Source organism: Streptomyces sp. NPDC005899, from assembly GCF_040629645.1.
Classification (GTDB): Bacteria; Actinomycetota; Actinomycetes; order Streptomycetales; family Streptomycetaceae; genus Streptomyces.
The window spans coordinates 1-24,640 of record NZ_JBEXWB010000059.1; the positions used below are offsets into that span (position 1 = coordinate 1).

Annotated in this window: 23 protein-coding genes, 2 pseudogenes and 1 riboswitch; of the genes and pseudogenes, 16 read left to right on the forward strand and 9 right to left on the reverse strand. The window is 72.1% G+C overall.

Annotation, left to right across the window (positions count from 1 at the left end; genetic code table 11):
- The first annotated feature begins 72 nt into the window (after nt 1–72).
- The 8 genes from ABZ371_RS10635 to ABZ371_RS10670 all read left to right on the forward strand — a co-directional run bounded on the left by ABZ371_RS10635 (nt 73) and on the right by ABZ371_RS10670 (nt 6,767).
- On the forward strand, nt 73–993 hold the full coding sequence (locus ABZ371_RS10635; protein ID WP_358676437.1) for a DUF881 domain-containing protein: 921 nt from the start codon (nt 73–75) through the stop codon (nt 991–993).
- Nucleotides 990–1,322: a small basic family protein gene (locus ABZ371_RS10640; protein ID WP_003970459.1), complete on the forward strand. Its 333-nt coding sequence runs from the start codon at nt 990–992 to the stop codon at nt 1,320–1,322. The genes ABZ371_RS10635 and ABZ371_RS10640 overlap by 4 nt, the downstream gene beginning before the upstream one ends.
- Before the next feature lie 5 nt (nt 1,323–1,327).
- Nucleotides 1,328–2,149: a DUF881 domain-containing protein gene (locus tag ABZ371_RS10645; protein ID WP_358676446.1), complete on the forward strand. Its 822-nt coding sequence runs from the start codon at nt 1,328–1,330 to the stop codon at nt 2,147–2,149.
- Between the two features lie 190 nt (nt 2,150–2,339).
- Nucleotides 2,340–3,140, forward strand: coding sequence for an FHA domain-containing protein (locus ABZ371_RS10650; RefSeq protein ID WP_358676448.1), 801 nt, complete (start codon nt 2,340–2,342; stop codon nt 3,138–3,140).
- A gap of 42 nt (nt 3,141–3,182) precedes the next feature.
- Nucleotides 3,183–3,926, forward strand: coding sequence for a MerR family transcriptional regulator (locus ABZ371_RS10655; RefSeq protein ID WP_358676451.1), 744 nt, complete (start codon nt 3,183–3,185; stop codon nt 3,924–3,926).
- Nucleotides 3,927–3,979: 53 nt separating this feature from the next.
- Entirely contained in the window at nt 3,980–4,453 is a 474-nt protein-coding gene (locus ABZ371_RS10660) for a bifunctional nuclease family protein (RefSeq protein ID WP_358676454.1), read from the forward strand.
- Nucleotides 4,454–4,621: 168 nt separating this feature from the next.
- A complete protein-coding gene (locus ABZ371_RS10665; RefSeq protein ID WP_358676457.1) occupies nt 4,622–5,245 on the forward strand; it encodes a MerR family transcriptional regulator in 624 nt (207 codons plus the stop codon).
- A 64-nt stretch (nt 5,246–5,309) separates the two neighbouring features.
- Nucleotides 5,310–6,767 (forward strand): DNA polymerase IV, encoded by a 1,458-nt coding sequence (locus tag ABZ371_RS10670; RefSeq protein WP_358676460.1) that lies wholly within the window; start codon nt 5,310–5,312, stop codon nt 6,765–6,767.
- On the opposite strand, the gene ABZ371_RS10675 is transcribed toward ABZ371_RS10670, so the two are convergent.
- Nucleotides 6,689–7,060 carry a PRC-barrel domain-containing protein gene (locus tag ABZ371_RS10675; RefSeq protein ID WP_358676463.1) on the reverse strand — a complete coding sequence of 124 codons (372 nt, stop codon included), beginning with the start codon at nt 7,058–7,060 and terminating at the stop codon, nt 6,689–6,691. The genes ABZ371_RS10670 and ABZ371_RS10675 overlap by 79 nt on opposite strands.
- A 132-nt stretch (nt 7,061–7,192) precedes the next feature.
- A riboswitch (glycine riboswitch) is annotated at nt 7,193–7,287 on the forward strand.
- A 193-nt stretch (nt 7,288–7,480) separates the two neighbouring features.
- On the opposite strand from ABZ371_RS10675, the gene gcvP reads away from it, so the two are divergent.
- Nucleotides 7,481–10,366, forward strand: coding sequence for an aminomethyl-transferring glycine dehydrogenase (gene gcvP / locus ABZ371_RS10680; RefSeq protein ID WP_358676466.1), 2,886 nt, complete (start codon nt 7,481–7,483; stop codon nt 10,364–10,366).
- An 84-nt stretch (nt 10,367–10,450) separates the two neighbouring features.
- Here the strand turns inward: gcvP and ABZ371_RS10685 are convergent, their stop codons facing one another.
- Together ABZ371_RS10685 and ABZ371_RS10690 are read right to left on the reverse strand one after the other, a co-directional pair.
- On the reverse strand, nt 10,451–10,657 hold the full coding sequence (locus tag ABZ371_RS10685) for a DUF5999 family protein (protein ID WP_358676468.1): 207 nt from the start codon (nt 10,655–10,657) through the stop codon (nt 10,451–10,453).
- A 286-nt stretch (nt 10,658–10,943) separates the two neighbouring features.
- Nucleotides 10,944–11,549 (reverse strand): hypothetical protein, encoded by a 606-nt coding sequence (locus tag ABZ371_RS10690; RefSeq protein WP_358676471.1) that lies wholly within the window; start codon nt 11,547–11,549, stop codon nt 10,944–10,946.
- 488 nt (nt 11,550–12,037) lie between these two features.
- Between ABZ371_RS10690 and ABZ371_RS10695 the strand changes: the two genes are divergently transcribed.
- On the forward strand, nt 12,038–13,543 hold the full coding sequence (locus ABZ371_RS10695; protein WP_358676474.1) for a glutamate-cysteine ligase family protein: 1,506 nt from the start codon (nt 12,038–12,040) through the stop codon (nt 13,541–13,543).
- A gap of 135 nt (nt 13,544–13,678) precedes the next feature.
- Complete coding sequence (locus tag ABZ371_RS10700; protein WP_358676477.1) at nt 13,679–14,458, forward strand: type II CAAX endopeptidase family protein; 780 nt, start codon at nt 13,679–13,681, stop codon at nt 14,456–14,458.
- A 215-nt stretch (nt 14,459–14,673) separates the two neighbouring features.
- On the opposite strand, the pseudogene ABZ371_RS10705 reads toward ABZ371_RS10700, so the two are convergent.
- A pseudogene (locus ABZ371_RS10705) lies at nt 14,674–14,987 on the reverse strand (hypothetical protein).
- Nucleotides 14,988–15,251: 264 nt separating this feature from the next.
- On the opposite strand from ABZ371_RS10705, the gene ABZ371_RS10710 reads away from it, so the two are divergent.
- The 3 genes from ABZ371_RS10710 (at nt 15,252) to ABZ371_RS10720 (ending at nt 17,830) form a co-directional block, all read left to right on the forward strand.
- A complete protein-coding gene (locus ABZ371_RS10710) occupies nt 15,252–15,863 on the forward strand; it encodes a PadR family transcriptional regulator (protein ID WP_358676479.1) in 612 nt (203 codons plus the stop codon).
- Between the two features lie 199 nt (nt 15,864–16,062).
- On the forward strand, nt 16,063–16,656 hold the full coding sequence (locus tag ABZ371_RS10715; RefSeq protein ID WP_358676481.1) for a Clp protease N-terminal domain-containing protein: 594 nt from the start codon (nt 16,063–16,065) through the stop codon (nt 16,654–16,656).
- Nucleotides 16,657–16,723: 67 nt separating this feature from the next.
- The gene (locus tag ABZ371_RS10720) at nt 16,724–17,830 is read left to right on the forward strand and encodes an EamA family transporter (protein ID WP_358676483.1); all 1,107 of its coding nucleotides are present in this window, start codon (nt 16,724–16,726) and stop codon (nt 17,828–17,830) included.
- Nucleotides 17,831–17,874: 44 nt separating this feature from the next.
- Here ABZ371_RS10720 and ABZ371_RS10725 read toward each other — a convergent pair whose 3' ends face one another.
- The 3 genes and pseudogenes from ABZ371_RS10725 to ABZ371_RS10735 all read right to left on the reverse strand — a co-directional run bounded on the left by ABZ371_RS10725 (nt 17,875) and on the right by ABZ371_RS10735 (nt 20,796).
- On the reverse strand, nt 17,875–19,095 hold the full coding sequence (locus tag ABZ371_RS10725) for a glycosyltransferase (protein WP_358676486.1): 1,221 nt from the start codon (nt 19,093–19,095) through the stop codon (nt 17,875–17,877).
- Nucleotides 19,092–19,891: pseudogene (locus ABZ371_RS10730) on the reverse strand (MerR family transcriptional regulator). Before ABZ371_RS10730 ends, ABZ371_RS10725 begins: the two are co-directional and overlap by 4 nt.
- 179 nt (nt 19,892–20,070) lie before the next feature.
- Nucleotides 20,071–20,796, reverse strand: a complete 726-nt coding sequence (locus ABZ371_RS10735; protein WP_358676489.1) for a pyridoxamine 5'-phosphate oxidase family protein — start codon at nt 20,794–20,796, stop codon at nt 20,071–20,073.
- A gap of 35 nt (nt 20,797–20,831) precedes the next feature.
- Here ABZ371_RS10735 and ABZ371_RS10740 point away from each other — a divergent pair, with 35 nt between their 5' ends.
- On the forward strand, nt 20,832–22,163 hold the full coding sequence (locus ABZ371_RS10740; protein WP_358676492.1) for an aminotransferase class I/II-fold pyridoxal phosphate-dependent enzyme: 1,332 nt from the start codon (nt 20,832–20,834) through the stop codon (nt 22,161–22,163).
- On the opposite strand, the gene ABZ371_RS10745 is transcribed toward ABZ371_RS10740, so the two are convergent.
- On the reverse strand, nt 22,080–23,147 hold the full coding sequence (locus tag ABZ371_RS10745) for a DMT family transporter (protein WP_358676495.1): 1,068 nt from the start codon (nt 23,145–23,147) through the stop codon (nt 22,080–22,082). The two genes, ABZ371_RS10740 and ABZ371_RS10745, sit on opposite strands and share 84 nt — an antisense overlap.
- 73 nt (nt 23,148–23,220) lie before the next feature.
- Between ABZ371_RS10745 and ABZ371_RS10750 the strand changes: the two genes are divergently transcribed.
- Nucleotides 23,221–24,144 (forward strand): LysR family transcriptional regulator, encoded by a 924-nt coding sequence (locus ABZ371_RS10750; protein WP_358676498.1) that lies wholly within the window; start codon nt 23,221–23,223, stop codon nt 24,142–24,144.
- 36 nt (nt 24,145–24,180) lie between these two features.
- Here ABZ371_RS10750 and ABZ371_RS10755 read toward each other — a convergent pair whose 3' ends face one another.
- Complete coding sequence (locus ABZ371_RS10755; protein ID WP_358676501.1) at nt 24,181–24,624, reverse strand: Rieske (2Fe-2S) protein; 444 nt, start codon at nt 24,622–24,624, stop codon at nt 24,181–24,183.
- Between the last annotated feature and the right edge of the window lie 16 nt (nt 24,625–24,640).

Sequence of the window (24,640 nt, forward strand, 5' to 3'; positions counted from 1 at the left end):
GCCGCCCGCGGCTTCCGGGTCGGCGGTGGGGCCGTTCGGCGGCGGTCGGCATGACGTGCGACGATGTGCGGCATGTCGCAGTCGCCCCCCGATCGGAGTAGCGCACCGCCGCCTCCCCGTCCCGACGCCTCCATGTCGCTGTTGACCACCGTCATGGAACACAGCCTGGACGAGGGGTACGCCGAGGCGTCGGCGCGCCGCAGGGCCGACGGTACCGCGGGCCTGCCCCGCACCCTCACCTCCAGACTGGGCCTGGCGGCCTGCTTGGTGCTCGCCGCACTCGTGGTGACCCTCGGTGCCGCCGAGGCGCGCGTCGCCGCGCCCGTCGTGGCCAAGGAGCGCGAGGAACTCATCGACCGCGTCAACGCCGAGACGTCCACCGCGGACACGCTCGAGGCCGAGGTCGAGGAACTGCGCAAGGACGTCGGGGAACGCCAGCGCAAGGCGCTGGAACAGCACGGTGGCGACCGGGGCGGGCTGGTCGCCCTGCTCTCCGGGGCGACCGCGGTCCAGGGACCCGGGATCAAGCTGGTCGTCGACGACGCCGAGGACACCGACCAAGGTGGCGGCGGGCCCCGGGAGTCGACGGGCTTCGCCGACACCGGGCGGGTGCGTGACCGGGACCTGCAACGGGTCGTCAACGGCCTGTGGCAGTCCGGCGCCGAGGCCGTGGCCATCAACGGGCAGCGGCTGACGGCCCTGTCGGCCATCCGTGCTGCGGGCGACGCCATACTGGTCGACAACAGGCCGCTCGTACCGCCCTACACGGTGCTCGCGGTGGGCGACGGCCCGAAGCTCGCCTCCGCCTTCCGGGACAGCGCGGACGGCCGGTACCTGCAGGCGCTGCACGAGAGCTTCGACATCCGTACCAGCATCTCCGAACAGGAGAAGGTGCGCCTGCCGGCCGCGCCGAGCCTGATCGTACGCACAGCCGAGCCGCAGACCGCCGAGACGGGCCGTGGGGCGGCAGACACAGGGAAGGGCACATCGTGATCGCCGTACTGGGCCTCGTCGTGGGCGTCGTGGTCGGACTGCTGGTCCGGCCCGAGGTGCCGGCGGTGGTCGAGCCGTACCTCCCGATCGCCGTCGTGGCCGCGCTGGACGCGGTCTTCGGAGGGCTGCGGGCCATGCTCGACGGAATCTTCGTGGACAAGGTGTTCGTGGTGTCGTTCCTCTCGAACGTCGTCGTGGCGGCGCTCATCGTGTTCCTGGGCGACAAACTCGGTGTCGGAGCGCAGCTCTCCACCGGCGTGGTGGTCGTCCTCGGGATCCGCATCTTCTCCAACGCCGCGGCCATCCGCCGGCACGTCTTCCGGGCGTGAGGCCGATGAACGAAGAAGGCAACCCGAGGCGCGCGGCGCACGGCGGCGCGCTGCCGCCCGAGGCCCCCGCCCCCGTGCCGCCCGCTCCCCGGCCGGAGCCGCCGGAGGAGTCCGGACGCCGCAGGCTGCTGGCCGGGCTCTGGCCCCCCAGGGTCAGCCGCGCCCAACTCGTGGTGGCGCTCCTCCTGTTCGTCCTGGGTCTGGGCCTGGCGATCCAGGTCAGGTCGAACAGCGACAACAGCGCCCTGCGCGGCGCCCGGCAGGAGGACCTGGTCCGCATCCTCGACGAGCTCGACAACAGGACCCAGCGCCTCGAGGACGAGAAGCAGCGCCTCGACGCCCAGCGCACGGAGCTGGAGAACAGCTCCGACCAGGCGGAGGAGGCGCGCAAGCAGACGCTCGAGAAGGAGCGGCAGCTCGGCATCCTCGCCGGCACGGTCGCGGCCCACGGTCCCGGGATCACGCTCACCATCGACGACCCCGGCGGAGCGGTCGAGGCCGACATGCTCCTGGACGCCGTCCAGGAACTGCGTGCCGCCGGTGCGGAGGCGATCGAGGTCAACGGGGTCAGGGTGGTCGCCGACACCTACTTCTCCGGCGACGGGGGAGAGCTGCGCGTGGGCGGCCGCAAGATCGCGGCGCCCTACGTGTTCAAGGTCATCGGCCGGCCCCAGGACCTCGAGCCGGCGCTGAACATCCCGGGCGGAGTCGTGCAGACGCTGGAGAAGGAGCAGGCCACGGTGGATGTGGCACGCTCCGAGGACATCGTCGTCGACGCCTTGCGACCGGCGCGGCGGCCTGACTACGCTCGGTCGTCGTCCGGGTGAGGCCGTGGCGCGCGGGGTTCCGGGGAGACGGACGGAAGGTTGCGGGGGGTCGGCGCACCGGATCGGTGACGCGTGGTGGAAACTGTCGGGTGGATACGGACGTTGTGAAGATGTCCGGGTCGGCAGGTGTGTTCGTTCAGGGTTCGTCCTGCCCCACGGGCGGGTCTATTTCGGTCAAGGGGAAACGCCCGTGAAGTTGTTTGCGAAGTGGTTCGGGAAGAGTGCACGCGAGGACGGCGACAGCGCCGCCCGGCACCGTGCGCCGCGTCAGGGCCAGAGTGGTGACGAGCAGGGCGTGGAGCGCCCGCTCTTCCGTGACGAGAGGCCGGAGCAGGCGGGAGGCGGCCCGGGCGCGTACGGCGCGTCGTCCGGCGACCCGGCCGGTGCCGGGGGCATAGGTTTCGGTGGACCGTCGGCCCCGGGCGCGGGCGGAGGGTTTCCCCCCGCCCCGGGGGCTTCGTCCATGCCGGTGTGTTCGCGGTGCGGCCATCACAATGCCGAGGCCAGCCGCTTCTGCTCGAACTGCGGTGCGCCGCTGAGGGGCGGGGTGCCCGAGCGCGCCTCGGAGACGACCTCCACCATCTCGATCTCCGGCATCGAGGCGTACGAGGCGGAGGCGACCGGCCAGACGGCCCTTCCCTCCCTGTCGACGGAGGCGCAGGCCGCGGTCGACGCGCTGCCGGCCGGCTCCGCGCTGCTGGTGGTCCGCCGCGGCCCGAACTCGGGCAGCCGCTTCCTCCTGGACAGCGACCTCACCACGGCCGGCCGTCACCCGCAGAGCGACATCTTCCTCGACGACGTGACCGTGTCGCGGCGCCATGTGGAGTTCCACAGGAATCCGGACGGTAGTTTCACCGTGGGTGACGTCGGCAGCCTCAACGGCACGTACGTCAACCGCGAGCGCATCGATTCCGTCGCGCTGACCAACGGCGACGAAGTCCAGATCGGCAAGTACCGGCTGGTCTTCTACGCGAGCCAGCGGGGCGCGTGACCCGCCCCCGGACGGAAGTCCGGGGGCTCCCCAGGAAGGCCCATGCTGCGAACACCGACGGGCGGTGCCGGACACGGCACCGCCACCCCGGACGAGCGTGCCATGAGCATCGGCACGGTGCTCATGCGGCTGCGCGACGAGTTCCCCGAAGTCACGATCTCCAAGATCCGCTTTCTCGAGGCGGAGGGGCTCATCGAGCCGCAGCGCACGCCTTCCGGCTACCGGAAGTTCAGCGCAGCCGATGTCGAGCGGCTGGCCCAGGTCCTGCGCATGCAGCGGGACCACTACCTGCCGCTCAAGGTCATCCGCGAGCATCTGGAAGCCGTCGCCCGGGGTGACCGGGCGGCCCTGCCGCCGGGGGCCGGGCAGGGTGAGCCCGCGGACGGCCACCGGACGGCGGAGGCGGGCGGGGCGACCGCGGCCCGCATCGGGCGTCCGGAGTTCCTGGCCGCCGTCGGGGCCACGGAGGAGCAGCTCGAGGAGTGGGAGGCGTACGGCCTGATCGTGGCCTCTGCGGAGGGCAGCTACGAGGCCGGGGCGGTCACCATCGCGAGGCTTGTGGCGGATCTGGGGCGGTTCGGTCTGGAACCCCGACATCTGCGGGCCGTGAGAGGGGCCGCCGAGCGTGAGGCGGGGCTGGTCGAACAGGTCGTCGCACCCCTGCGCAGGCACCGGAATCCGCAGACCAGGGCCCATGCGGAGGTCACAGCGAGAGAGCTGGCCGAGCTGTCCGTCCGGCTCCACGCCGCCCTCGTGCAGAGCGCCCTGAACGTGCGCTTCCACTGAGTGGGAGGGTGCCCGACTATCCAAACATGCCGGGCACGTCCTAGGGTTGCTGTGTGAACGAGCTCGACGTTGTGGGTGTCCGGGTGGAAATGCCCTCCAACCAACCGATCGTGCTCCTGCGTGAAGTGGGAGGCGACCGGTACCTCCCTATCTGGATCGGCCCTGGGGAAGCGACCGCGATCGCCTTCGCCCAGCAGGGCATGGCTCCGGCCAGGCCGCTGACCCACGATCTCTTCAAGGACGTGCTCGAGGCCGTCGGCCAGGAGCTCACCGAGGTCCGGATCACGGACCTCAAGGAAGGGGTCTTCTACGCGGAGCTGGTCTTCGCCAGCGGAGTCGAGGTGAGCGCGCGGCCGTCCGACGCCATAGCGCTCGCCCTGCGCACCGGCACGCCGATCTACGGCAGTGACGGCGTGCTCGACGACGCGGGGATCGCCATCCCGGACGAGCAGGAGGACGAGGTGGAGAAGTTCCGCGAGTTCCTCGACCAGATCTCGCCGGAGGACTTCGGGACGAACAGCCAGTGACCGCCCTGCGGGGGCCCCGTCAGCGCATCCGACAAGCCGTTCCCGCCTTCCGGTCACGGCAAACCACCCTCAGGGTGCTTATCACTCGGCGTGCCGAGTGTGGCGATCGTTGACGCGCCCCTGGTGACTGCCTACCTTCGAGAGGGCAGGTCAAGGACGGAGGTCGGCGTGAGAAGCAGCGGCGACGGTACGGCTGCGGGTGGGCCGTACCGGCAGCACGGCAGTGCGGCCGGCCACAACACCGTCGGGCAGTCGGTGCGGCCGGCTGCGACGATGACGTCGGACGGTGGGGCAGTGGCAGACGGCATCGGCTACCGGGGGCCGACGGCATGCGCGGCAGCCGGAATCACCTACCGGCAGCTCGACTACTGGGCGCGTACGGGGCTCGTGGAACCGAGTGTGCGTCCGGCGTACGGATCGGGGACGCAGCGTCTGTACAGCTTCCGGGACGTGGTCCTGCTCAAGATCGTCAAGAGATTTCTGGACACCGGGGTCGCGCTGCAGAACATCCGCTCCACGGTCCAGCACCTGCGGGACCGCGGCTTCGCGGATCTGGAGCGCCTGACGCTCATGAGTGACGGGGCCACGGTCTACGAGTGCTCGTCGCCCGACGAGGTCGTCGACCTGCTCCAGGGCGGTCAGGGAGTCTTCGGCATCGCCGTCGGCGTGGTCTGGCGCGACGTGGACACGGCCCTGTCGCAACTGCACGGGGAGCGGGTCGACACCGGCGAGACGCTGGTGGGCCACAACCCCACCGACGAACTGGCCAGGCGCCGCAACCGCGCGGGCTGACCGCACCCCGTGCCGCCGACGGCCTGACCGGCGACTGTCAGTGGCATAGGGCAGCATCGGAGCTGTGAGAGCCGCGCCCACCATCCTGCATCTGGACATGGATGCCTTCTACGCCTCCGCGGAGCAGGCGGCGAAGCCGAGCCTGCGCGGCAAGCCCGTCGTGGTGGGCGGGCTGGGGATGCGGGGAGTCGTCGCCACCGCCTCGTACGAGGCCCGGCGCTTCGGCGTCCATTCGGCGATGCCGATGGCGCAGGCCCGGCGGCTCGCGCCCAACGCCGCCTACCTCGTGCCCCGCTTCCCGCTCTACCGGACCGTGAGCGACCAGGTGATGGCGCTGCTGGGGCGGCTGTCACCGCTCGTGGAGCCGCTCAGCCTGGACGAGGCATTCGTCGACCTGGAGGCCGGGGGGACGGCCGACGACTCGGCGTCCGCCCGTCTGATCGGTGAGCAGCTGAGGACACTCATCAGAGGCGTCACCGGTCTCAGCGGCTCCGTGGGCCTCGCCGGCTCCAAGATGCTGGCGAAGATCGCCTCCGAGGAGGCGAAGCCCGACGGCCTGATGCTGATCGAGCCCGGTACCGAGCGCGAGCTCCTGGCCCCGATGCCGGTACGGATCCTCCCCGGTGTCGGACCGGCCACCGGTGACCATCTGCGCCGCGCCGGCATGACCGTGGTCCAGGACCTGGCGGAGGCGGGGGAGGCCGAGCTCGTACGGCTGCTGGGCAAGGCGCACGGCGTCGCCCTGTACCGCATGGCACTCGGCCACGACGACCGCCCCGTCGTCGCGGAGCGGGACGCGAAGTCCGTGTCCGTCGAGGACACCTTCGACGTGGACCTGCACGACCGGGTGCGGATCCGGACGGAGGTGGAGCGCCTTGCGGACCGGTGCGTCCACCGGCTGCGGGGGGCGGGGCGGTCCGGGCGGACCGTCGTGCTCAAGGTGCGGCGCTACGACTTCTCCACGCTGACCCGCAGCGAGACCCTCCGCGGGCCCACCGACGACCCCACGGTGGTCAGGGAGGCCGCCGCCCGGCTCCTGGAGGCCGTCGACACCACGGGCGGCGTACGACTCCTCGGTGTCGGCGTCACGGGCCTCGCCGACTACACCCAGGAGGATCTGTTCGCACAGGCCGCGGACGCTTCGCAGGCGGCGGGCCTCCCGGGCGCGGCCTCGCCGCCGGGCGCCGCCGGCGCCGAGGAGGAGCCGGCCGGGGAACCGGTCCGCCAGGAGCCCGTGCCCCCGCCCTCCCGGCAGTGGCCCGCCGGGACCGACGTACGGCACGGGACCCATGGCCGCGGCTGGGTGCAGGGCAGCGGTGTGGGCCGTGTCACCGTGCGGTTCGAGGAGCCGCACACGCCGCCCGGGCGTGTGCGGACGTTCCGCGTCGACGACCCGGAACTGCACCCGGCCGATCCGCTGCCGCTGGTCCGGGACCCGGTGGACTACTCCTCCTGGCCGGCCAGCCTGCCGAAGTCCCTGTCCGGCCCCGCGCCGCCCGAGGGGGCGGCGTCCAGACCGTAGTGCCGGTAGAGCTGCAGTTCCTGCTCCGGGGAGAGGTGCCGGCCGACGCCGAAGTCGGGGGCGTCCTTGATCAGCGCTCGGTCGAAGGGGATGTGCAGCGAACCGTCGACGAACTCGCTCGGCTCCAGCGGCACGAACGCGTCGCGGGTGAAGAGCCCGGTGCGCACGGCAGCCCATTCGGGCACTCCGGTGGCGTCGTCGAGATATACCTCGTCCACCGTCCCGATCTTCGTGCCGTGACGGTCGAACGCCTTGCGGCCGATCAGGCCGCGCGGATCGATGTCGGTCTGCACGGTGCCTCCCACTGCTCACGACTGCATCAGGGTGGTCACGACTGCACCACAGCCCCTACCCAAGGCCAGATCCCGGGCCACGGCCACTCGAGCCGCCCCGCACCGGCCCGCTGGTAGGGTGGAAGCGGCTGCCGACCCCGTGCGGGAGAGTCCTCCGTGAAAAGCGGAGGCGCCGAAGGAGCAACTCCTCCCCGGAATCTCTCAGGCACCCGTACCGCACGGACGAGGTCACTCTGGAAAGCAGGACGGTACCCGCACGGCCGTGGCCGGCGCGGGACCCGCCCTCACCGACGGTGAAAGCCGGTGCGCCCCCGGGCGGGCCGGTGAAGCTCTCAGGTCGAGATGACAGATGGGGAGGCCGTTCGGGCAGCCACGCCGTGGTGCCCCTCGCAGGTCGTGACAGACCAGGAGGCCTCCATCATGACCCCCCGTCGCACTCCGCTCTCCCAGCTGGAGCAGGGCATCCCCTTCGAGCAGCGCCACATCGGGCCCGACGCCGGGGCCCAGGCGAAGATGCTCGCCCAGGTCGGCTACGGCTCCCTCGACGAGCTCACCGCCGCCGCGGTGCCCGAGGTGATCAGGAGTGCCGAGGCGCTGGACCTCCCGGCGGCCCGCACGGAAGCAGAGGTCCTGGACGAGCTGCGGCGTCTGGCCGACCGCAACCAGGTCCTCGCGCCGATGATCGGACTGGGCTACTACGGGACGTTCACCCCGCCGGTGATCCTGCGCAACGTCATGGAGAACCCGGCCTGGTACACGGCGTACACCCCGTACCAGCCGGAGATCTCGCAGGGGCGGCTGGAGGCCCTCCTCAACTTCCAGACGATGGTCGCCGACCTCACCGGCCTCCCCACGTCCGGCGCCTCGCTGCTGGACGAGGGCACGGCCGCCGCCGAGGCCATGGCCCTGGCACGGCGGGTGGGCAAGGTGAAGGACGGTGTGTTCCTCGTCGACGCGGACACCCTCCCGCAGACCGTCGCGGTGATCCGCACCCGTGCCGAGCCGACCGGTGTCGAGGTGGTCGTCGCCGACCTGGGCGACGGCATCCCCGCGGACGTCGCCGAGCGCGGCGTCTTCGGCGTGCTGCTGCAGTACCCCGGTGCCTCCGGAGCCGTACGTGACATCAAGCCCGTCGTCGACCGGGCCCACGAGCTGGGCGCGATCGTCACCGTCGCAGCGGACCTGCTGGCGCTGACCCTGCTCACCTCGCCGGGTGAGCTCGGCGCCGACATCGCCGTCGGCACCACCCAGCGCTTCGGCGTCCCGATGGGCTTCGGCGGCCCGCACGCCGGTTACATGGCCGTCCGCGAGAAGTTCGCCCGCAGCCTGCCCGGACGCCTCGTGGGCGTGTCCGTCGACGCGGACGGCAACAAGGCATACCGCCTGGCCCTGCAGACCCGCGAGCAGCACATCCGCCGCGAGAAGGCCACGAGCAACATCTGTACCGCGCAGGTGCTGCTCGCCGTCATGGCCGGCATGTACGCGGTCTACCACGGGCCCGACGGCCTGCGGACCATCGCCCGGCGTACGCACCGGTTCGCCGCGATCCTCGCCCAGGGGCTCCGCGCCGCCGGTGTCGAGGTCCTGCACGACGCCTACTTCGACACGCTCACCGTCCGGGTGCCCGGTGCGGCGGCCACCGTGGTCGCGGGCGCCCGGGAGCGCGGGGTGAACCTGCGGCTCGTCGACGCCGACCTCGTCTCCATCGCGTGCGACGAGACGACCACCCGTGCCCGGATCGCCGCCGTCTGGGCGGCCTTCGGCGCCGACGGTGACGTCGAGGCACTGGACGCCGCGACGGCGGACGCCCTGCCCGAGGCACTGCTGCGCACCGACGCCGTCCTCACCCACCCGGTCTTCCACCAGCACCGCTCCGAGACGGCGATGCTGCGCTACCTGCGCAAGCTCGCCGACCGCGACTACGCGCTGGACCGCGGCATGATCCCGCTGGGCTCCTGCACCATGAAGCTCAACGCGACTGCCGAGATGGAGGCGATCACCTGGCCCGAGTTCGGCGCGCTGCACCCGTTCGCGCCCGCCGAGCAGGCGCAGGGCTTCCTCACCCTCATCCGCGAGCTCGAGGAGAGGCTCGCCGAGGTCACCGGTTACGACGCCGTGTCCCTCCAGCCCAACGCGGGCTCGCAGGGTGAGTTCGCCGGTCTGCTGGCCGTGCGCGCGTACCACCGCGCCAACGGCGACGACCGGCGCACCGTCTGCCTCATCCCGTCCTCCGCGCACGGCACCAACGCCGCCAGTGCCGTCATGGCCGGTATGAAGGTCGTGGTCGTGAAGACCGCCGACGACGGCGAGGTCGATATCGAGGACCTGCGCGCGAAGATCGAGAAGCACCGCGACGAGCTCGCCGTGCTCATGATCACCTACCCGTCCACGCACGGTGTCTTCGAGGAGCACGTCGCCGACATCTGCGGCGAGGTGCACGACGCGGGCGGTCAGGTCTACGTGGACGGCGCCAACCTCAACGCGCTGGTCGGTCTCGCCAAGCCCGGCAAGTTCGGCGGCGACGTCTCGCACCTCAACCTGCACAAGACCTTCTGCATCCCGCACGGTGGCGGCGGCCCGGGTGTCGGGCCGGTCGGCGTGCGCGCCCACCTCGCGCCCTACCTGCCGAACCACCCGCTGCAGCCCGCCGCCGGTCCCGAGACGGGTGTCGGGCCGATCTCGGCAGCTCCGTGGGGATCGGCCGGCATCCTGCCCATCTCGTGGGCGTACGTCCGGCTGATGGGTGGCGAGGGTCTCAAGCGTGCGACGCAGGTCGCCGTGCTGGCGGCGAACTACATCGCCAAGCGCCTCGAGCCGCACTTCCCGATCCTGTACAACGGACCGGCCGGGCTGGTCGCGCACGAGTGCATCGTGGACCTGCGGCCGATCTCCAAGGCCACCGGCGTCAGCATCGACGACATCGCCAAGCGGCTGATCGACTACGGTTTCCACTCGCCCACGATGTCCTTCCCCGTGGCCGGGACGCTCATGATCGAGCCGACCGAGAGCGAGGACCTCGCGGAGCTCGACCGGTTCTGCGACACGATGATCGCCATCCGCGGGGAGATCGAGAAGGTCGCCTCCGGCACCTGGAGTGCGGACGACAACCCGCTGCGCAACGCGCCGCACACGGCGGCGGCCCTCGGCGGGGAGTGGACGCACGCCTACAGCCGGGAGGAGGCGGTCTTCCCGGCCGGCGTCGCGCCGTCGGACAAGTACTGGCCTCCGGTGCGCCGCATCGACGGTGCGTTCGGCGACCGCAACCTCGTCTGCTCCTGCCCGCCGCTGGACGCGTACGACCAGTAGGCCGGCAGGACGTGGAGGGAGCTCGCAGGGCGGGGGCCGGTGCGGAGACCGTTGCGGTCCGGCCCCGGCCGCCTCGCCCGCAGGTCAGGCGGCCTTCACGACCCGGGCGGCCCGCAACGGCCGGTGCGGAGCGATGATCTGGCCGTCCGGGAGCAGCTCGCCGGTGTCCTCGAAGAGCAGGACGCCGTTGCACAGCAGGCTCCAGCCCTGTTCCGGGTGGTGTGCCACGAGACGCGCGGCCTCCCGGTCGTTGGAGTCCGCGGTCGGGCAGGGTGGCTGGTGCTGGCACATGGATGGATTCTTTCGCTGCGTTGAGTCGAGTGGCCTGCGGCGTGGCGATGCGTTCATGGCCGCCCCCGTATCAAGTCGGTCCGGTCCCAGTGTTGCCCCACGGGCGGGCGTCCGCAGGGATTTCGCGACAGCTGCCGTTCCCCTTCCATGACGCGTCACCCGCCCGGGCGGTTCAATGCAACTGCACTGCCTCTTCGGGTGGTTCGGGGTGGCCCGACCGGGCTAGTCCGGACGGGGACGACGACGCCCCCGCCGGTTGCCCGGCGGGGGCGCGTGGTGCCGGAGATCAGGCGGGCGATCCGAGGAGGCCGGGAAGCTCCGGAGCGGGGGCCGGGGTGACACGCAGTGTCATCACCGGAAGGAGATCGGCCACGCGGTGGGGTAGGTGGGCGGTGATACCGGGCGGCGCGGGCGCCAGTGGCACCAGGACGTCGGCCGGGTCGAGTGTGCCGCCGCCGGCGTCGGCCTCCGTGTCGTTGTGCAGCCACAGCGTGAGCATGTACAGCTCCGGTACCGACAGCAGTCGGGGCTGGTAGTGCGTGGCCGCCGACTCCGCCTGACGGACCGCGAGTTCGGTCGAGACGATGTAGGGGCCCTCGAAGAAGTGCGAGAAGGCCCAGCCGTCCGGAGTGAGCATCGTGTCGGCGGCCGCGACGGCACGGTCGCCGTTGCGGATCAGGAAGCGCCAGCCGGCGAGACGGGTACGCGGTGCGGCCTCGTCGGGCAGGATCCGGTCCAGCACGTGCACGGGGAGCGGGAGTTCGGGGCTCAGCGATCCCTGGACGGATCGGAGAGCCGGTGTGTGGGCCTCGCGGACTGCGGTGGGAGAACCGAGTGCCGCGAGAACGCTGCGCAATGCGGGCGCGGGAGCCGGTGAAACATGCAGCGGCATAGTGGGTCGCCTCTCACTTCGGAGACACGGTGATGCGTGGGCGGGTGCAGACGGCGATGTCGGCGTGCGGGGCAAGAGGAAGGCCGGTGACGGGCGGACGGGCCGGTGCGTCAACTCTCTGCCTCGTGCGCAGAGTTTATACGACAAATGTTCACGCGATGTTTCGGCTAGCTGTTCCGCGTATTGCGCGCAAGGCGCATTTCGGCCCTCGAATTGTGAACTATCTGTTGGTTCGGTCCGTCCCGGACGCTCCAGGCCAGGTATTTCACCGGCCCGGCGGTAGGCTGAAACACGTCGATCATTCAGCCGGAGGGTGGCGGCGGTACCGCATATGCGCCATGCCGAAGGAATGTGCCTCCGGCGCTGGACGACAGACTACCGGGTGGCTGTGGCCCGTGGGGACGTTACAGATCACCTTCTCGGGGCATTATCGATCGTGAAACGAGCGGCCTGTGCCGCGGGCCGCCCACTCGAGGAGGGACCCTTCGATGGGCGAGAAGGTCGTGGCGGGCACCTTTGACCTGTCCGATCGGCAGACGTACCGCAAGAAGCTCACCCAGTGCCTGGAGGGACTGGAGAGGCTCCTGTCGGAGGGGAGGTTCGACCGGCCGCGCAACCTGATGGGACTGGAGATCGAGCTGAATCTCGCAGGGCCGGACGGCATGCCGAGGATGCGCAATGCGGAGGTGCTCCAACGCATCGCCAGCCGGGATTTCCAGACCGAACTGGGGATGTTCAACCTGGAAGTCAATATTCTTCCGCACCGGCTGAGCGGCCGGGTATTCGATCAGCTCGCCGAGGAGCTCCGGACGGGCCTCGCATATGCCCACCGCAAGGCTGCCGAGGTGGACGCCGGCATCGTGATGATCGGCATCCTGCCGACCCTGGGCGACGAGGACGTGGTCTCCGCCAACCTCTCGGACGTGGACCGGTACATGCTGCTCAACCAGCAAATGGCGGCGGAGCGGGGTGAGGATTTCCTCCTCGATATCGAAGGCGTCGAGCGATTGGTCCGCACCTCCCCCTCCATTGCGCCGGAATCGGCCTGCACCTCTGTGCAATTGCACCTTCAGGTGACGCCCTCCCGATTCGCGGACGTGTGGAACGCGGCGCAGGCCATCGCACCGGTGCAGATCGCTGTGGGCGCCAACTCCCCGTTCCTGTTCGGCAAGGAGCTGTGGCGCGAGTCGCGGCCGCCGCTCTTCCAGCAGGCCACCGACGTACGGTCCCCGGAGCTCACGAACCAGGGGGTGCGGCCCCGCACCTGGTTCGGGGAGCGCTGGATCGGCTCCGCGTACGAGCTCTTCGAGGAGAACGTGCGCTTCTTCCCGCCCCTGCTGCCCATCTGTGACGACGAGGATCCGCTGCGGGTGCTCGACGAGGGGGGTGTGCCCACGCTCGCCGAACTCGTCCTGCACAACGGAACGGTCTACCGGTGGAACCGGCCGGTGTACGGACTGGCGGGAGGCGTTCCCCACCTCAGGGTCGAGAACCGTGTCCTGCCCGCCGGGCCCACGGTCGTCGACGTGATCGCGAACGCCGCCTTCTACTACGGCCTGGTGCGCGCGCTGGCCGACGAGCCCCGGCCCGTCTGGACCAGGCTGCCCTTCGAGGCCGCCGCCGAGAACTTCGACACCGCCTGCCGCCACGGGATCGACGCCGAGCTGCTCTGGCCCCGGCCGGGCCGGTCGGGAGGGGTGACGAAGCTGCCGGCGACGAAGCTGGTACTGGACGAACTGCTGCCGCTCGCCGCCGCGGGGCTGGACGCCTGGAACATCGAGCCCGCGGACCGGGACCTCTACCTCGGCATCATCGAGGAGCGTTGCAGGCTCCGCGTGAACGGCGCCTCCTGGCAGGTCGACACCTACCACCGGGCCCTGGAGGCGGGTCTCGAAAGGGAGGGGGCGCTGGCCGCCACCACCCGGCGGTACGGCGAACTGATGCAGGCGGGCGAGCCGGTGCACACCTGGCCGGTGGGTTTCCCCGGCCCCTGAGAGGACGCCCGAGTCCCGCCCCGCCCCGCCGCACGCGCCTCGCGGAAAGCCGGACGCCGGTGTCCCGGCGCCTCCGGCCGTCGTGCAAGCTAAGACGCACGGCCGGAGGCAGGAGTACAGGTGAAGGCGGGACGCGTGGCTCTAACCATTTCCCACGAGGAGGTGTCCCGGCGGACCCTCCGCTCGGAGACCCTCCTGGTCCTGGCCCTCTCGCTGGGGGCCAGTGGGGTGTCCGCGCTCATCAGCTTCGTCGGCTCGCTGACCAGGCCGGGCGGCCTGAAGGACCAGGCCGCGACGCTGAACGGTTCGTACGCTCCCGGACGGCCGTGGCTCGATCTGGCGTGGCAGCTGTTCGGCATCGGGACGGCGCTGGTGCCGGTGGCGCTGGTGGCCCACCTGCTCATCCGGGAGGGGGCCGGGCTGCGGACCCTCGGATTCGACCGGACCAGGCCGTGGCCGGACCTCGGCCGCGGGACCCTGCTCGCCGCGGGCATCGGCAGCGCCGGTCTGGCGTTCTACCTGGCGGCGCGGGCCGGCGGCTTCAACCTGACGGTGGTGCCGGAGTCCCTCCCCGAGGTGTGGTGGAAGTTCCCGGTCCTGATCCTCTCCGCGGTGCAGAACTCCGTACTGGAGGAGGTGGTCGTCGTCGGCTACCTGCTGCGCAGGCTGGGCCAGCTGGGCTGGACGCCCATGGCGGCCCTGGTGGCCAGCTCGCTCCTCAGGGGTTCTTACCACCTGTACCAGGGAATCGGCGGCTTCGTCGGGAACGTGGTCATGGGGGTGGTCTTCGTGCTGCTGTACCGGCGCTGGGGGCGCGTCGGACCACTCGTCGTCGCCCACGCACTGCTCGACATCGGGGCCTTCGTCGGATACGCGCTGCTGGCCGGCGAAGTCGGATGGCTGCCGACACCCTGAATCACGGCGGCCGGCCTCGGCCGGCCCGACGGCGGCTCCCCGTCCGCGAACGTGTCGGCGCTGCCGGTCCGCAACCCCCGCGACGGTGTCGGTGGGGTGGTGGCACGCGATACCCGGTCCTGCCGTCCGTGAGCTGACAGGCGCGGTCAGGGACACGTCCGCGGCCCTCGGCCGGTACGGAACTCGTTGCCCTCGATGTCGTCCGGTATCGGGACTCAGGCATCGCTGCCGTCGTACGGCGTCTGCACGTACACCGTGCCGAGCAGCGGGACCGGCCGTGCGCGTTCGGCCCTGAGTAGGGCGAGCGGCACCACACCCACGAGCCCGCGCCGGAGGGATCCACGCAGGCGCGCCGCACCTCCTGCTGCTCAGGCGGCCGGGAGCGCCCGAAGTCGACCCAGGTGGCGCACCCGTCCTGCGGTGGCGGCGGGACGTACCCCGGCGCCTCGCACGGGAAGCGGGCGAGGCGCCCGGGTTCCGCGCAGTCGAAGGGCACCTGGAACTTCCCTGCTCGACGCCATCGGCGCACCGTGGAGGTGCGCGCCGCACAGCGGAACCCCCGGCTCCGCGGTGTGCGGGTCGAGGTCGCAACCGGCACGAGCGGCATCGGCGGTGGCGATCACCCGAGGCGACGAGGCACTCGGACCGGATCGCCTCAGGGAGGGGCTTTCCCGTGGGACGGGGGAACGGCACCTGACACGGGATTGTCAGGCGATAGTTTCCGATATATCGTTGACGCATCGCGACAGTGCAGCGATGTCAGATAACGAGCTACGGAGAAGGGAGCGCGACCATGCGTTCACACGGACATGAGAACGGACATGGCCACGGCCGTGGGTCCCGTGGGCCCGGGCATCACGGCCGCGGAGACTTCGAGGGCCGGCGTGCCGCTTTCGGGCCGTTCGGGCCGCCTTTCGGCGGTGGTCCCTTCGGCGGCGGTCGCGGCAGGGGTGGCGGCAGGGGTAGGGCGAGGCGCGGTGACGTGCGCGCGTCCATCCTGGCGCTGCTCAAGGACCGTCCTATGCACGGCTACGAGATGATCCAGGAGATCGGCGAGCGCAGCGGCGGGGCCTGGCGGCCCAGCCCCGGCTCCGTCTACCCCACCCTCCAGCTCCTCGAGGACGAAGGGCTGATCGTCAGCGCCAGTGAAGGGGGCAAGAAGCTGTTCACCCTCACCGACCTGGGGCGGACCGAGGCCGGGTCCGGCCCCGAAGCGCCGTGGGAGGAGGCGGGGCGGGGGGTCGACTGGGAGGGTGCCAACGAGATCCGGCAGGCCGGCTTCGGTCTGATGGAGGCGTTCGGGCAGGTCTGGAAGACCGGCTCCGCCGACCAGCGGCAGAAGGCGCTCGCCGTGATCAACGACGCCCGCAAGAAGTTGTACCTGATCCTGGCCGACGAGCACTGAGGCGTGCGGTACGCATGGCGACCGCACGACCGCACGAAGGCCCCGCGGCCTGGATGCGGGGCCTTCGTGCGGACCTTCCGGGCGAGCGGCCGCCGCTGGATCTCATCCGCGAGGATGAGGAACCGTGCCGGTGCACGCCTGCGGTGGGATGCGCGGATGGGTCGTACCGGGGATGATCCCGAGCCCCGGTGCTGATGGGATGAGACATGTGCACAAAGGGACACCAGGGATCACCGAGCAGCCCCCACCGGCCCGCGCCGGTACGAGCGCCGGACTCACCGCCGGTAGGGACGCCGGACTCACCGCAGAGTTGAGGGCCGTCGCGGGCGTCGCGCGGAGGCGGGCGACGCGGGACGGGGACCGGCACGTCGACACGGCTCATCTCCTGCACTCCCTCATCGAGTCCGACCCCGCGGTGCGTGAGGCTTTCGGCGCCGGGCCGCGGCTCGCCAGGGTCCTCGGATACCTCGTGCAGCGCAGCATCGGCTACGGGCTCCGCTGGCACGGTGCCCAGGAGGACTCGGGGACGTTCCGGGAGGTGTGCGGGACGGGGGCCGAAGGGTGGTCGCCGTCGGCCGAGGCCGCCGCCCGCCGCGCTCTTCGGACCGCAGCGCTGCGAGGTGAGGCCCATGCCGGAGGGCTCGACCTGCTCGCCGCTCTGGTGGCCGACCCCCACTGCCGTGCCGTCGAGGTGCTGGAGCGGGCGGGCGTCGACGCGGCGTGGCTCGCGGGGCGTGCGGCAGCCACGCAGGCGGAGGGCCGGTGCGGGGACGCGAGCACCCGCACTCCCTGATACGTGCGACAGGTGCGACAGGTGTGACGGGGGTGACGCTGCTGACGTCGGCTGTCATGATGTGCCGATGCACGCGTCTCACGGCAGAAGCACGGCTCTGGGCCTCGCCCTCGCCTCGGCCCTCGCATTCGGTGGTTCAGGGGTGGCGGCCAAGCCGCTGATCGAGGCGGGGCTCGACCCGCTGGACGTGGTGTGGCTACGCGTGACCGGCGCCGCCCTCGTCATGCTGCCCGTGGCCTGGCGGCACCGCGCCCTGGTCCGTGAGCGACCGGCGCTCCTGGCCGGCTTCGGGCTCTTCGCCGTGGCCGGCGTGCAGGCCTGCTACTTCGCCGCGATCTCCCGTGTCCCGGTCGGCGTCGCCCTGCTCGTCGAATACCTGGCGCCCGCGCTCGTCCTCGGCTGGGTGCGGTTCGTCCAGCGCAGGCCCGTGACCCGGGCCGCCGCGCTCGGCGTGGTCCTGGCCGTGTGCGGACTGGCGTGCGTCGTCGAGGTCTGGTCGGGCCTGTCGTTCGACGCCCTCGGGCTGCTGCTGGCGTTCGGAGCGGCGTGCTGCCAGGTCGGCTACTTCGTCCTGTCGGACCAGGGTGGCGGCAAGGCCGTGAGCCAGGAGGCGCCGGGCCGGGAGCCGGACGGCACGGCCGGCGGGGGAGAGGCCGGCCGGACGGCCGAGCCGCCCCACCCCTTCGGCGTGATCGCGTACGGCCTGCTGGTGGGTGCGGCCGTCCTCACCGTGGTCGCCAGGCCGTGGGACATGGACGCGCGCGTCCTCGGCGGAAGTGCCGACATGGGCGGACACGCCGTCCCGGCCTGGCTGTTGCTCGGCTGGATCGTCCTGCTCGCGACCGTCCTCGCCTACGCCACGGGCGTGGTCTCGGTGCGGCTCCTCTCGCCGCAGGTCGCGGGGGTCGTCGCCTGCCTGGAGGCGGTCATCGCCACGGTGCTCGCCTGGGTGCTCCTCGGCGAGCACCTGTCGGCGCCCCAGCTGGTGGGCGGTGCGGTGGTGCTGATCGGGGCCTTCATCGCCCAGTCGACCGCTCCACGGCCCCCGTCGGCTCCGGTGGCGTCCGGGCCGGGCGTGCCCGGGACTGCCGGCGCCCACGGCGTCACCGGTGCGCGGGACGAGTCGTCCGAGGACGCGGAGGGCGGGTTGTCCCGGCCCGCGGCCTCGCCCTGAGGGCTGCGGCCACCGGAGTGACCAGGACGAGGAGCGGATCGGCGTCATCCGTCGGCCGGCGTCATCCGCCGGACGACCTCGAGGGCCTGGCCCGCTCCGTCCTCGGTCACCACATGGCGCGCCGCCTGTGCGGCGGCTCGGCTGTGTGCCCGCTCTCCCACCACTCGGTCGAGTGAGTCGGCAAGCCGGCCGGCGGTGAGGGCCCGGAAGGGAATCGCGGCGGTGGCGGCGCCAAGGGTGGCGAGCCGCCCCGCCCAGAACGGCTGGTCCGCGGTCACCGGCACGGGGACCGACGGCACACCGGCGCGCAACGCGGCTGCCGAAGTGCCGGCCCCGCCGTGGTGGACCACCGCGGCCAGCCGTGGGAACAGCAGGGCGTGCGGTACGTCCCCGATGGTGAGCACGTCCTCCCCGTCGGCGGCGAGCCCGGCACCGCCGGCCTGGAGGATGCCACGCAGCCCGGCGCGCCGCAGGGCTCGCGCAGCGACTTCGCTGAGCCGCTGCCCGTCGCCGGACGCCATGCTCCCGAAGCCGATGAGGACGGGCCGGGGCCCGGCGCGCAGGAAGTCCTCCAGGTCGGTGGGCAGCCGTTCGCCCGGATCGTGGTGGGGCCACCAGTTGCCCACCACCCGCAGTCCGGAGCGCCAGTCGGAGGGACGGGGCACCAGGGCCGTGCTGAAGCCGTGCACGATGGGCCAGTTCGCTCGTTCCCGTCCTCGACGCGTCCGGGAAGGTGAGGCCGGGGGAAGCTGGAGGCGGTGGCGCAGCGTTGCGACCGCCTGCTCGTAGACGCGATCGGCCATCCGTATCGCGAGACGCCCGGTCGCCCGGTTGGCGGAACGGCCCAGTGAGCGGGAGCCGGTGATGACGGGCGGGAAGTCGCCGGTCGGTGCGGTGGGCTGGAGGTACACGCCGAGGCTCGGTGTGCCCGTGGCCTCGGCGAGGTGCCAGCCGAGCGGGGCGGTGGTGGTCGACAGCAGGAGCAGGTCCGTCCCCTCGTCGACGACGTCGGCGAAGCCCTGGCCCAGTTCGGTGACGAAGGCGGCTGCCGTGCGCATCAGTTCGCGTCTGCCTGTGCCGCCGCCCCGCACCCGCGTGTCGGCGGGGAGGCTGCGGAAATCCAGCCCCGCGTCGCGTACGAGCGGTGCGAAGGTGTCGGTGGTGGCGAGGGTGACGTCGTATCCGGCCCGGCGCAGTTCGGCGCCCAGACCCGTGTAGGGCGCGACGTCACCGCGCGATCCGGCCGCGGCGATCAGAATACTCATCGGTGCTCCTCGGCATCGGGCCCGCCACCTGTGCGGCGGGCCGCGTTGGCGTGGACCGCCTCGCGCCTATAGGCGGCCAGGCCCGGGCGCTGCTGCGACGGCGGCACGAGGAGAGCGAACGCGCGCGGGTCGGCGACGAAGTCGTCCGCGATGCGCTTGTGCATGTCGGGTGGGCAGGAGGTGAACCATCGCGAGATGTGCGAACGGTGCTCCTCGGCGAGGTCCATGGCCCGCTCGCCGTTGCCCGGCAGCCCCTCGTCGAAGGCCGCGAGCAGCTCCGCACGCCAGGCGGTGGCCTCACCCATGAGCCGGCGCCAATACTCTTCGCTGTGGGCAGCCGCGCGCGCCATCGCCTCGCGCTGTCCCTTCGAGTGCGCCCACTTCATTTCTGCCTCGGTGGCGTAGCTCAGGTCGAAGGTGATCTCGCCGAAGACCTCGAAGCGCTCCTCGGGTGTCAGGGACACTCCGGTCTCCTGGACCTCTATCGCCCGTTCCGCCACTTCGGCCAGCCGCTGCAGCCTGGCGATCTCCTCACGCAGTTGCCGCTGCCGGGCCCGGAGCCGGTCCAGGGGGCGGACCTCCGGGTCCGTGAGGATCGCGGCGATCTCGTCGAGGGGAAGCCGAGTTCACGGTAGAAGAGGATCTGCTGGAGACGGATCAGGTCGGCCTCGCCGTAGAGCCGGTACCCGGCGTGACTGCGGTCGCTGGGTGAAAGCAGTCCCGTCCTGTCGTAGTGGTGCAGTGTCCGCACCGTCACTCCGGCGAAGGCCGCGACCTGTCCCACCGAGTAGCTCATCCCCCTCCCCTTTCGTCGTCGGCGTCCAGCCTCGGTCCTGACGTAGGGGGAGGGTCAACCCGGGTGCGCCGGGCCGCGGGGCCGGGGCGGGGGAGTGGGCACCGGTTCGCGGCCGGCCGGGACGCCCGGGACGGGGGCCGGCCCGGGGCCCTCCGGTCCGGGGGCCGGTCCCGCGGTGGTCAGAGTCCGGTCAGGTAGTCCGGGACCGGGACGGCGGGGTCCAGGTCGTCGGACGGCACGGGGGCGGCGTATGCGCGGGTCACCGGTATCACGCCCGCCCAGTAGGGCAGCGAGAGGTCGTCCGGGTCGTCGTTCGGGCCGCCGGTGCGCATCTTCGCGGACACCTCGTCGAGGTCCAGCCGGATGACCGCCGTCGCGGCGAGTTCCTTGGCGTCGGCCGGCCGAGAGTCCTGGGACCTGCCGGGGACGACCTGGTCGACGATGGCGTCGAGCGCGATGCGCCGCTCCTCCGGGTCGGTCACCGTGCGGGCGATGCCGTGGACGACGACGGAGCGGTAGTTCATCGAGTGGTGGAAGGCGGAACGGGCGAGTACCAGGCCGTCGACGTGCGTGACGGTCAGGCAGACGGCGAGGCCCGGATCCGCCTGGCCCGCCGAGCGAAGGGGCCGGGATCCGGTCGAGCCGTGCACGTACAGCCGCTCGCCGACCCTGGCGAAGAGCGTCGGCAGCACCACCGGTGCGCCGTCGCGGACGAACCCCAGGTGGCAGAGGTATGCCTCGTCGAGGATCGCGTGGACCACCTCGCGGTCGTACGTGGCGCGCTCCCGGGACCGGCTGGGGACCGTGCGATCGGTCGGCCCGTAGGAGGCCGGAGGGACCGGTGCGGTGCTGCCGGCGCCGGTGCTGTCCGACCCGGTGCCTTGGGCCGTGGTTGTGTCCGACATTGCGTCCTCCATTGCACTAGTGCATAGTTAGCTTTGTGCTAGGAGAGTATCGGATCAGTGGGCGCCGCGCATCGGAGATCGCCGCGAGCGTGGAGGGCGGAGTCGGCTCGGGAGACCTCCTGCCCGGCCAAGTACTGCCTCCCATACGGGAGTTGGCGGCCCGGCTCGGCGTGAATCCGAACACGGTGGCAGCCGCCTACCGGACACTGCGTGAACGGGGGGTCATCGAGACGGCGGGACGCAGGGGGAGCCGGGTGCGGTCGCGTCCGGCGACCACGGCGCGTGGCTCCCTGCGCATCGAGGCCCCGCCGGGCGGGCGGGACCTGGGAGGGGGGAACCCCGACCCGGCCCTGCTCCCCGACCTCCGTGAGGCGCTCGCGGCGGCCGCGGCCGCGTACGCCCGGCGGCCGGGCCTGTACGGCGACCCCCCGGTGGTGCCCGAACTCGCGGCGGCCGCCCGGGCCGCCATGGACGCCGACGGAGTGCCCGACGGGTCACTGGCGGTCGTGTCGGGATCGCTCGACGCGATCGAGCGGGTGCTGTCGGCCCACCTGAGGCCCGGTGACGCCGTCGCCGTCGAGGATCCGGGGTGGGGTGCCCTCCTCGACCTCATCCCCGCGCTGGGGCTGCGGGCCGTGCCGGTGGCGATGGACGAGGAGGGGGTGCTGCCCGGCGACGTACGACGGGCGCTGCGGGCGGGGGCCGGTGCGCTGGTGGTCACGGACCGTGCCCAGAATCCGACCGGCGCCGCCGTCGGACCGGAGCGGGCCGGGGAACTGCGCTCCGTCCTCGCGGAACACCCCGGTGTGCTCCTGATCGAGGACGACCACGGCCACGCCATCGTCGACCTGCCGTTGCACCCCCTCGCCGGCACGACACGGCACTGGGCCTTCGTCCGCTCGGTGGCCAAGGCGTACGGCCCTGACCTGAGGCTCGCCGTGCTCACGGGGGACGCGTCGACCGTGGGCCGGGTCGAGGGGCGGCAGCGACTGGGACCCGGCTGGGTCAGCGGGATCCTCCAGCGGACGGTGGCGCACCTGTGGGCGTCGGGAGCTGTCGACACGGTGGCGATCGCCCGGTCCTACGGCGAGCGCCGGGACGCGCTCGTACACGCGCTCGGCGAACGCGGGGTCACCGCCTACGGGCGCAGCGGGATGAACGTGTGGGTGCCTGTGCACGACGAGACGGGAGCCGTGGCGAGGCTGCTGCGTGCCGGCTGGGCGGTCGACCCCGGGGCCCGCTTCCGGATGGCCTCGCCACCCGGGGTGCGGCTGACCGTGTCGTCACTCACCGCCGCCGACATCGTGCCGCTGGCGGACGCGACGGCGGCCGCGGCCGGGCCGGTCCGCCCCGCCGGCCACGGGTGAACGGCCGGCGACGCGGCGGGAGGCGCCGGCCGACGTACGGGCCCGGCTCTGCGTGAGGGCGGCTCCCGCCAGGACCACGAGGGCGCCGGCGGGGGTGTTCCAGCTCAGGTGCTCGCCGAGTACGGCGACGCCGGCGGCCGTGGCGATGACGGGGATGAAGTAGGTGACCATCTGCGCCGTCGTCGGGCCCACCTCCTCGACGAGGCCGTACTGGAGGAGTACCGCGAGCCCGGTGCCGAGCGCCCCCAGGGCGAGTACCGCGAGGGTCGGCAGCAGCGGGAAGTGGTCGGGCGCCGACGTGAACAGGGGTGTGATCAGGCCGAGTTGCAAGGTCGCGACGAAGAGCTGGCTGCCGGTCAGCGCCAGCGTCGACGCACCGGTGCCCGCCAGTGTGCGGCGGACGTAGATCCAGCCGACGGGATAGCTGAGGGAGGCCAGCAGGGCCATCGCCGTAGCGGTGAGGTCCAGCCCGGAGAACCCCTGCCACGCGCCCAGCACGGTCAGGACACCGATGAAACCCAGCCCGAGGCCCGCGACCCGGCGGCGCGTCGGCCGGTCCTCCGAGAGGGCGACGAGGGAGAGGGTCATGCCCCACAGGGGCGAAGTCGCGTTGCAGATGCCGGCCAGGGTGGAGGGGATGGTCAGCTCGGCGTACGCGAACAGCGAGAACGGCAACGCGTTGAGGAAGAAGGCCGCGACGAAGAGGTGACCCCACGTCCGGGTGGAGCGGGGCAGCCGCTCGCGGCGTACGGCCATGGCGACGGCGAGGACCGCCGTGCCGGACAGCAGCCGGCCGAACGTCACCTGGAACGGGGCGTACCCGTGGGTGCCGACCTTGATGAGCAGGAAGCTGAAGCCCCAGATGAGCGACAGCGCCGCGAAACGCAGGCGCCAGTCCGGGGAGCGGCGCCGGGGCCGGCCGGATTCCGTGGCCACGGGGAGGGCGGTCGGGTGGACGGCCGACGGTGCGGAGGGGGCGCTCATGGGACAACCATGACGACCCCGATCCCGTAGAACAAGCGAGATTATGTCGCCCCATTCGCGTAGCATCGCTTACATGTTGAATCTGGAGCGCCTTCGGACGCTGGATGCCCTCGCCCGGCACGGATCGGTGAGTGGTGCTGCCGACGGCCTCCACGTCACGACGTCGGCGGTCTCCCAGCAGATGGCCAAGCTGGAGCGCGAGGTGGGACAGCGGCTCCTCGCCAAGATGGGCAGGGGGGTCCGGCTCACGGACGCGGGCCGCCTGCTCGCCGACCACGCGGCACGCATCCTGTCCCAGGTGGAGATCGCACAGGCCGACATCGAGGCCCAGCGCGGCCAGGTCGTGGGAGAGGTCAGGCTCGCCGCCTTTCCCACCGCCGCCCGCGGGCTGTTCCCCGCGGCCCTCTCCACCCTGCGTGCGGGCCACCCCGGCCTCGCGCTGCGGACGACGGAGCTGGAGCCGGAGGACGGCATGCGGGCGGTGCTGCGCGGGGACGTCGATCTGGCCGTGGTGCTCGACTGGAGCAATAAGCGCCTGCCCGTCCCGGGCGGCCTGGCCAGGGCCGAACTCCTGGACGACGCACCGGACATCGCCATGCCCGTCGGTCACCCCCTGGCGGATCGCACGGAGGTGGACCTCGCCGACTTCGCCGACGACGACTGGGTGTCCTGGCCGGCGGGCGAGTTCTGCCACGAATGGCTGACGTCGACCCTCCGGTCCGAGGGCATCGAACCCCGCATCGCCCACCTGGCGGCGGAGCACCACACGCAGCTCGCGCTGATCGCCGCCGGCTTCGGTGTCTGCGTCGCTCCGCGTCTGGGGCGCGGGCCGGTTCCGGAGGGCGTGCGGCTGGTGCCGGTCCGGCAGTTGATGCGGCGGCACATCTACGCGGTCTGGCGCACGGACGCCGACCGCAGGCCGTCGATCAGGGCAGCCGTGGCGGCGTTGCGCGAGGCGGGGAGGGAGCTGGACGGCCCCTTCCCCCCGCCGAGCTGACACCCGCGCCACCGTGCGGGCCCCGTGCCGCGCCGGTCAGGCGAGGGTGATGGAGTCACCCTCCACCTGGATGGACTTCCCGGGCAGTGCCTGCGTGGCGGGCCCCCCGGTCACCTCACCGGTCGCTGCGTCGAACGTGCTGCCGTGGCAGGGGCAGTTGATGGTGTTGCCGGTGACCTCCTTCACCGCGCAGCCCTGGTGGGTGCAGGTGGACGAGAAGGCTTTGAAGATCCCGGCCTTCGGCTGGGTCACCACGACTCCCCGGTCACCGAAGACCGTCCCGCCGCCCTCGGGGATGTCCGCCGTCCGAGCGAGCACGGCGCCCCCGCCGCCCCCCTCGGCCGGCCGGACGGTCCGGGCACCGTCCTGCTCCTTCGAACCGCCGCACGCGGCGAGGGCGGCGGCCGCCCCCGCCGCACCGACGGCCGCGACGACGGCCCGGCGCCCGAGCCGCACGCGGCCCTCCTGCGATGTGCTCATGTCCGCTGTCCCTTCG

Bases quoted from the DNA above. Each gene is read 5' to 3' on its own strand.
- ABZ371_RS10685 (WP_358676468.1), bottom strand. From the start codon at position 10,657: ATGTGCCAGCACCAGCCACCCTGCCCGACCGCGGACTCCAACGACCGG.
- ABZ371_RS10725 (WP_358676486.1), bottom strand. From the start codon at position 19,095: ATGAGTATTCTGATCGCCGCGGCCGGATCGCGCGGTGACGTCGCGCCC.
- ABZ371_RS10720 (WP_358676483.1), top strand. From the start codon at position 16,724: ATGCACGCGTCTCACGGCAGAAGCACGGCTCTGGGCCTCGCCCTCGCC.
- ABZ371_RS10750 (WP_358676498.1), top strand. From the start codon at position 23,221: ATGTTGAATCTGGAGCGCCTTCGGACGCTGGATGCCCTCGCCCGGCAC.
- ABZ371_RS10715 (WP_358676481.1), top strand. From the start codon at position 16,063: ATGAGACATGTGCACAAAGGGACACCAGGGATCACCGAGCAGCCCCCA.
- ABZ371_RS10635 (WP_358676437.1), top strand. From the start codon at position 73: ATGTCGCAGTCGCCCCCCGATCGGAGTAGCGCACCGCCGCCTCCCCGT.
- gcvP (WP_358676466.1), top strand. From the start codon at position 7,481: ATGACCCCCCGTCGCACTCCGCTCTCCCAGCTGGAGCAGGGCATCCCC.
- ABZ371_RS10690 (WP_358676471.1), bottom strand. From the start codon at position 11,549: ATGCCGCTGCATGTTTCACCGGCTCCCGCGCCCGCATTGCGCAGCGTT.
- ABZ371_RS10655 (WP_358676451.1), top strand. From the start codon at position 3,183: ATGCTGCGAACACCGACGGGCGGTGCCGGACACGGCACCGCCACCCCG.
- ABZ371_RS10735 (WP_358676489.1), bottom strand. From the start codon at position 20,796: ATGTCGGACACAACCACGGCCCAAGGCACCGGGTCGGACAGCACCGGC.
- ABZ371_RS10745 (WP_358676495.1), bottom strand. From the start codon at position 23,147: ATGAGCGCCCCCTCCGCACCGTCGGCCGTCCACCCGACCGCCCTCCCC.
- ABZ371_RS10755 (WP_358676501.1), bottom strand. From the start codon at position 24,624: ATGAGCACATCGCAGGAGGGCCGCGTGCGGCTCGGGCGCCGGGCCGTC.
- ABZ371_RS10695 (WP_358676474.1), top strand. From the start codon at position 12,038: ATGGGCGAGAAGGTCGTGGCGGGCACCTTTGACCTGTCCGATCGGCAG.
- ABZ371_RS10710 (WP_358676479.1), top strand. From the start codon at position 15,252: ATGCGTTCACACGGACATGAGAACGGACATGGCCACGGCCGTGGGTCC.
- ABZ371_RS10645 (WP_358676446.1), top strand. From the start codon at position 1,328: ATGAACGAAGAAGGCAACCCGAGGCGCGCGGCGCACGGCGGCGCGCTG.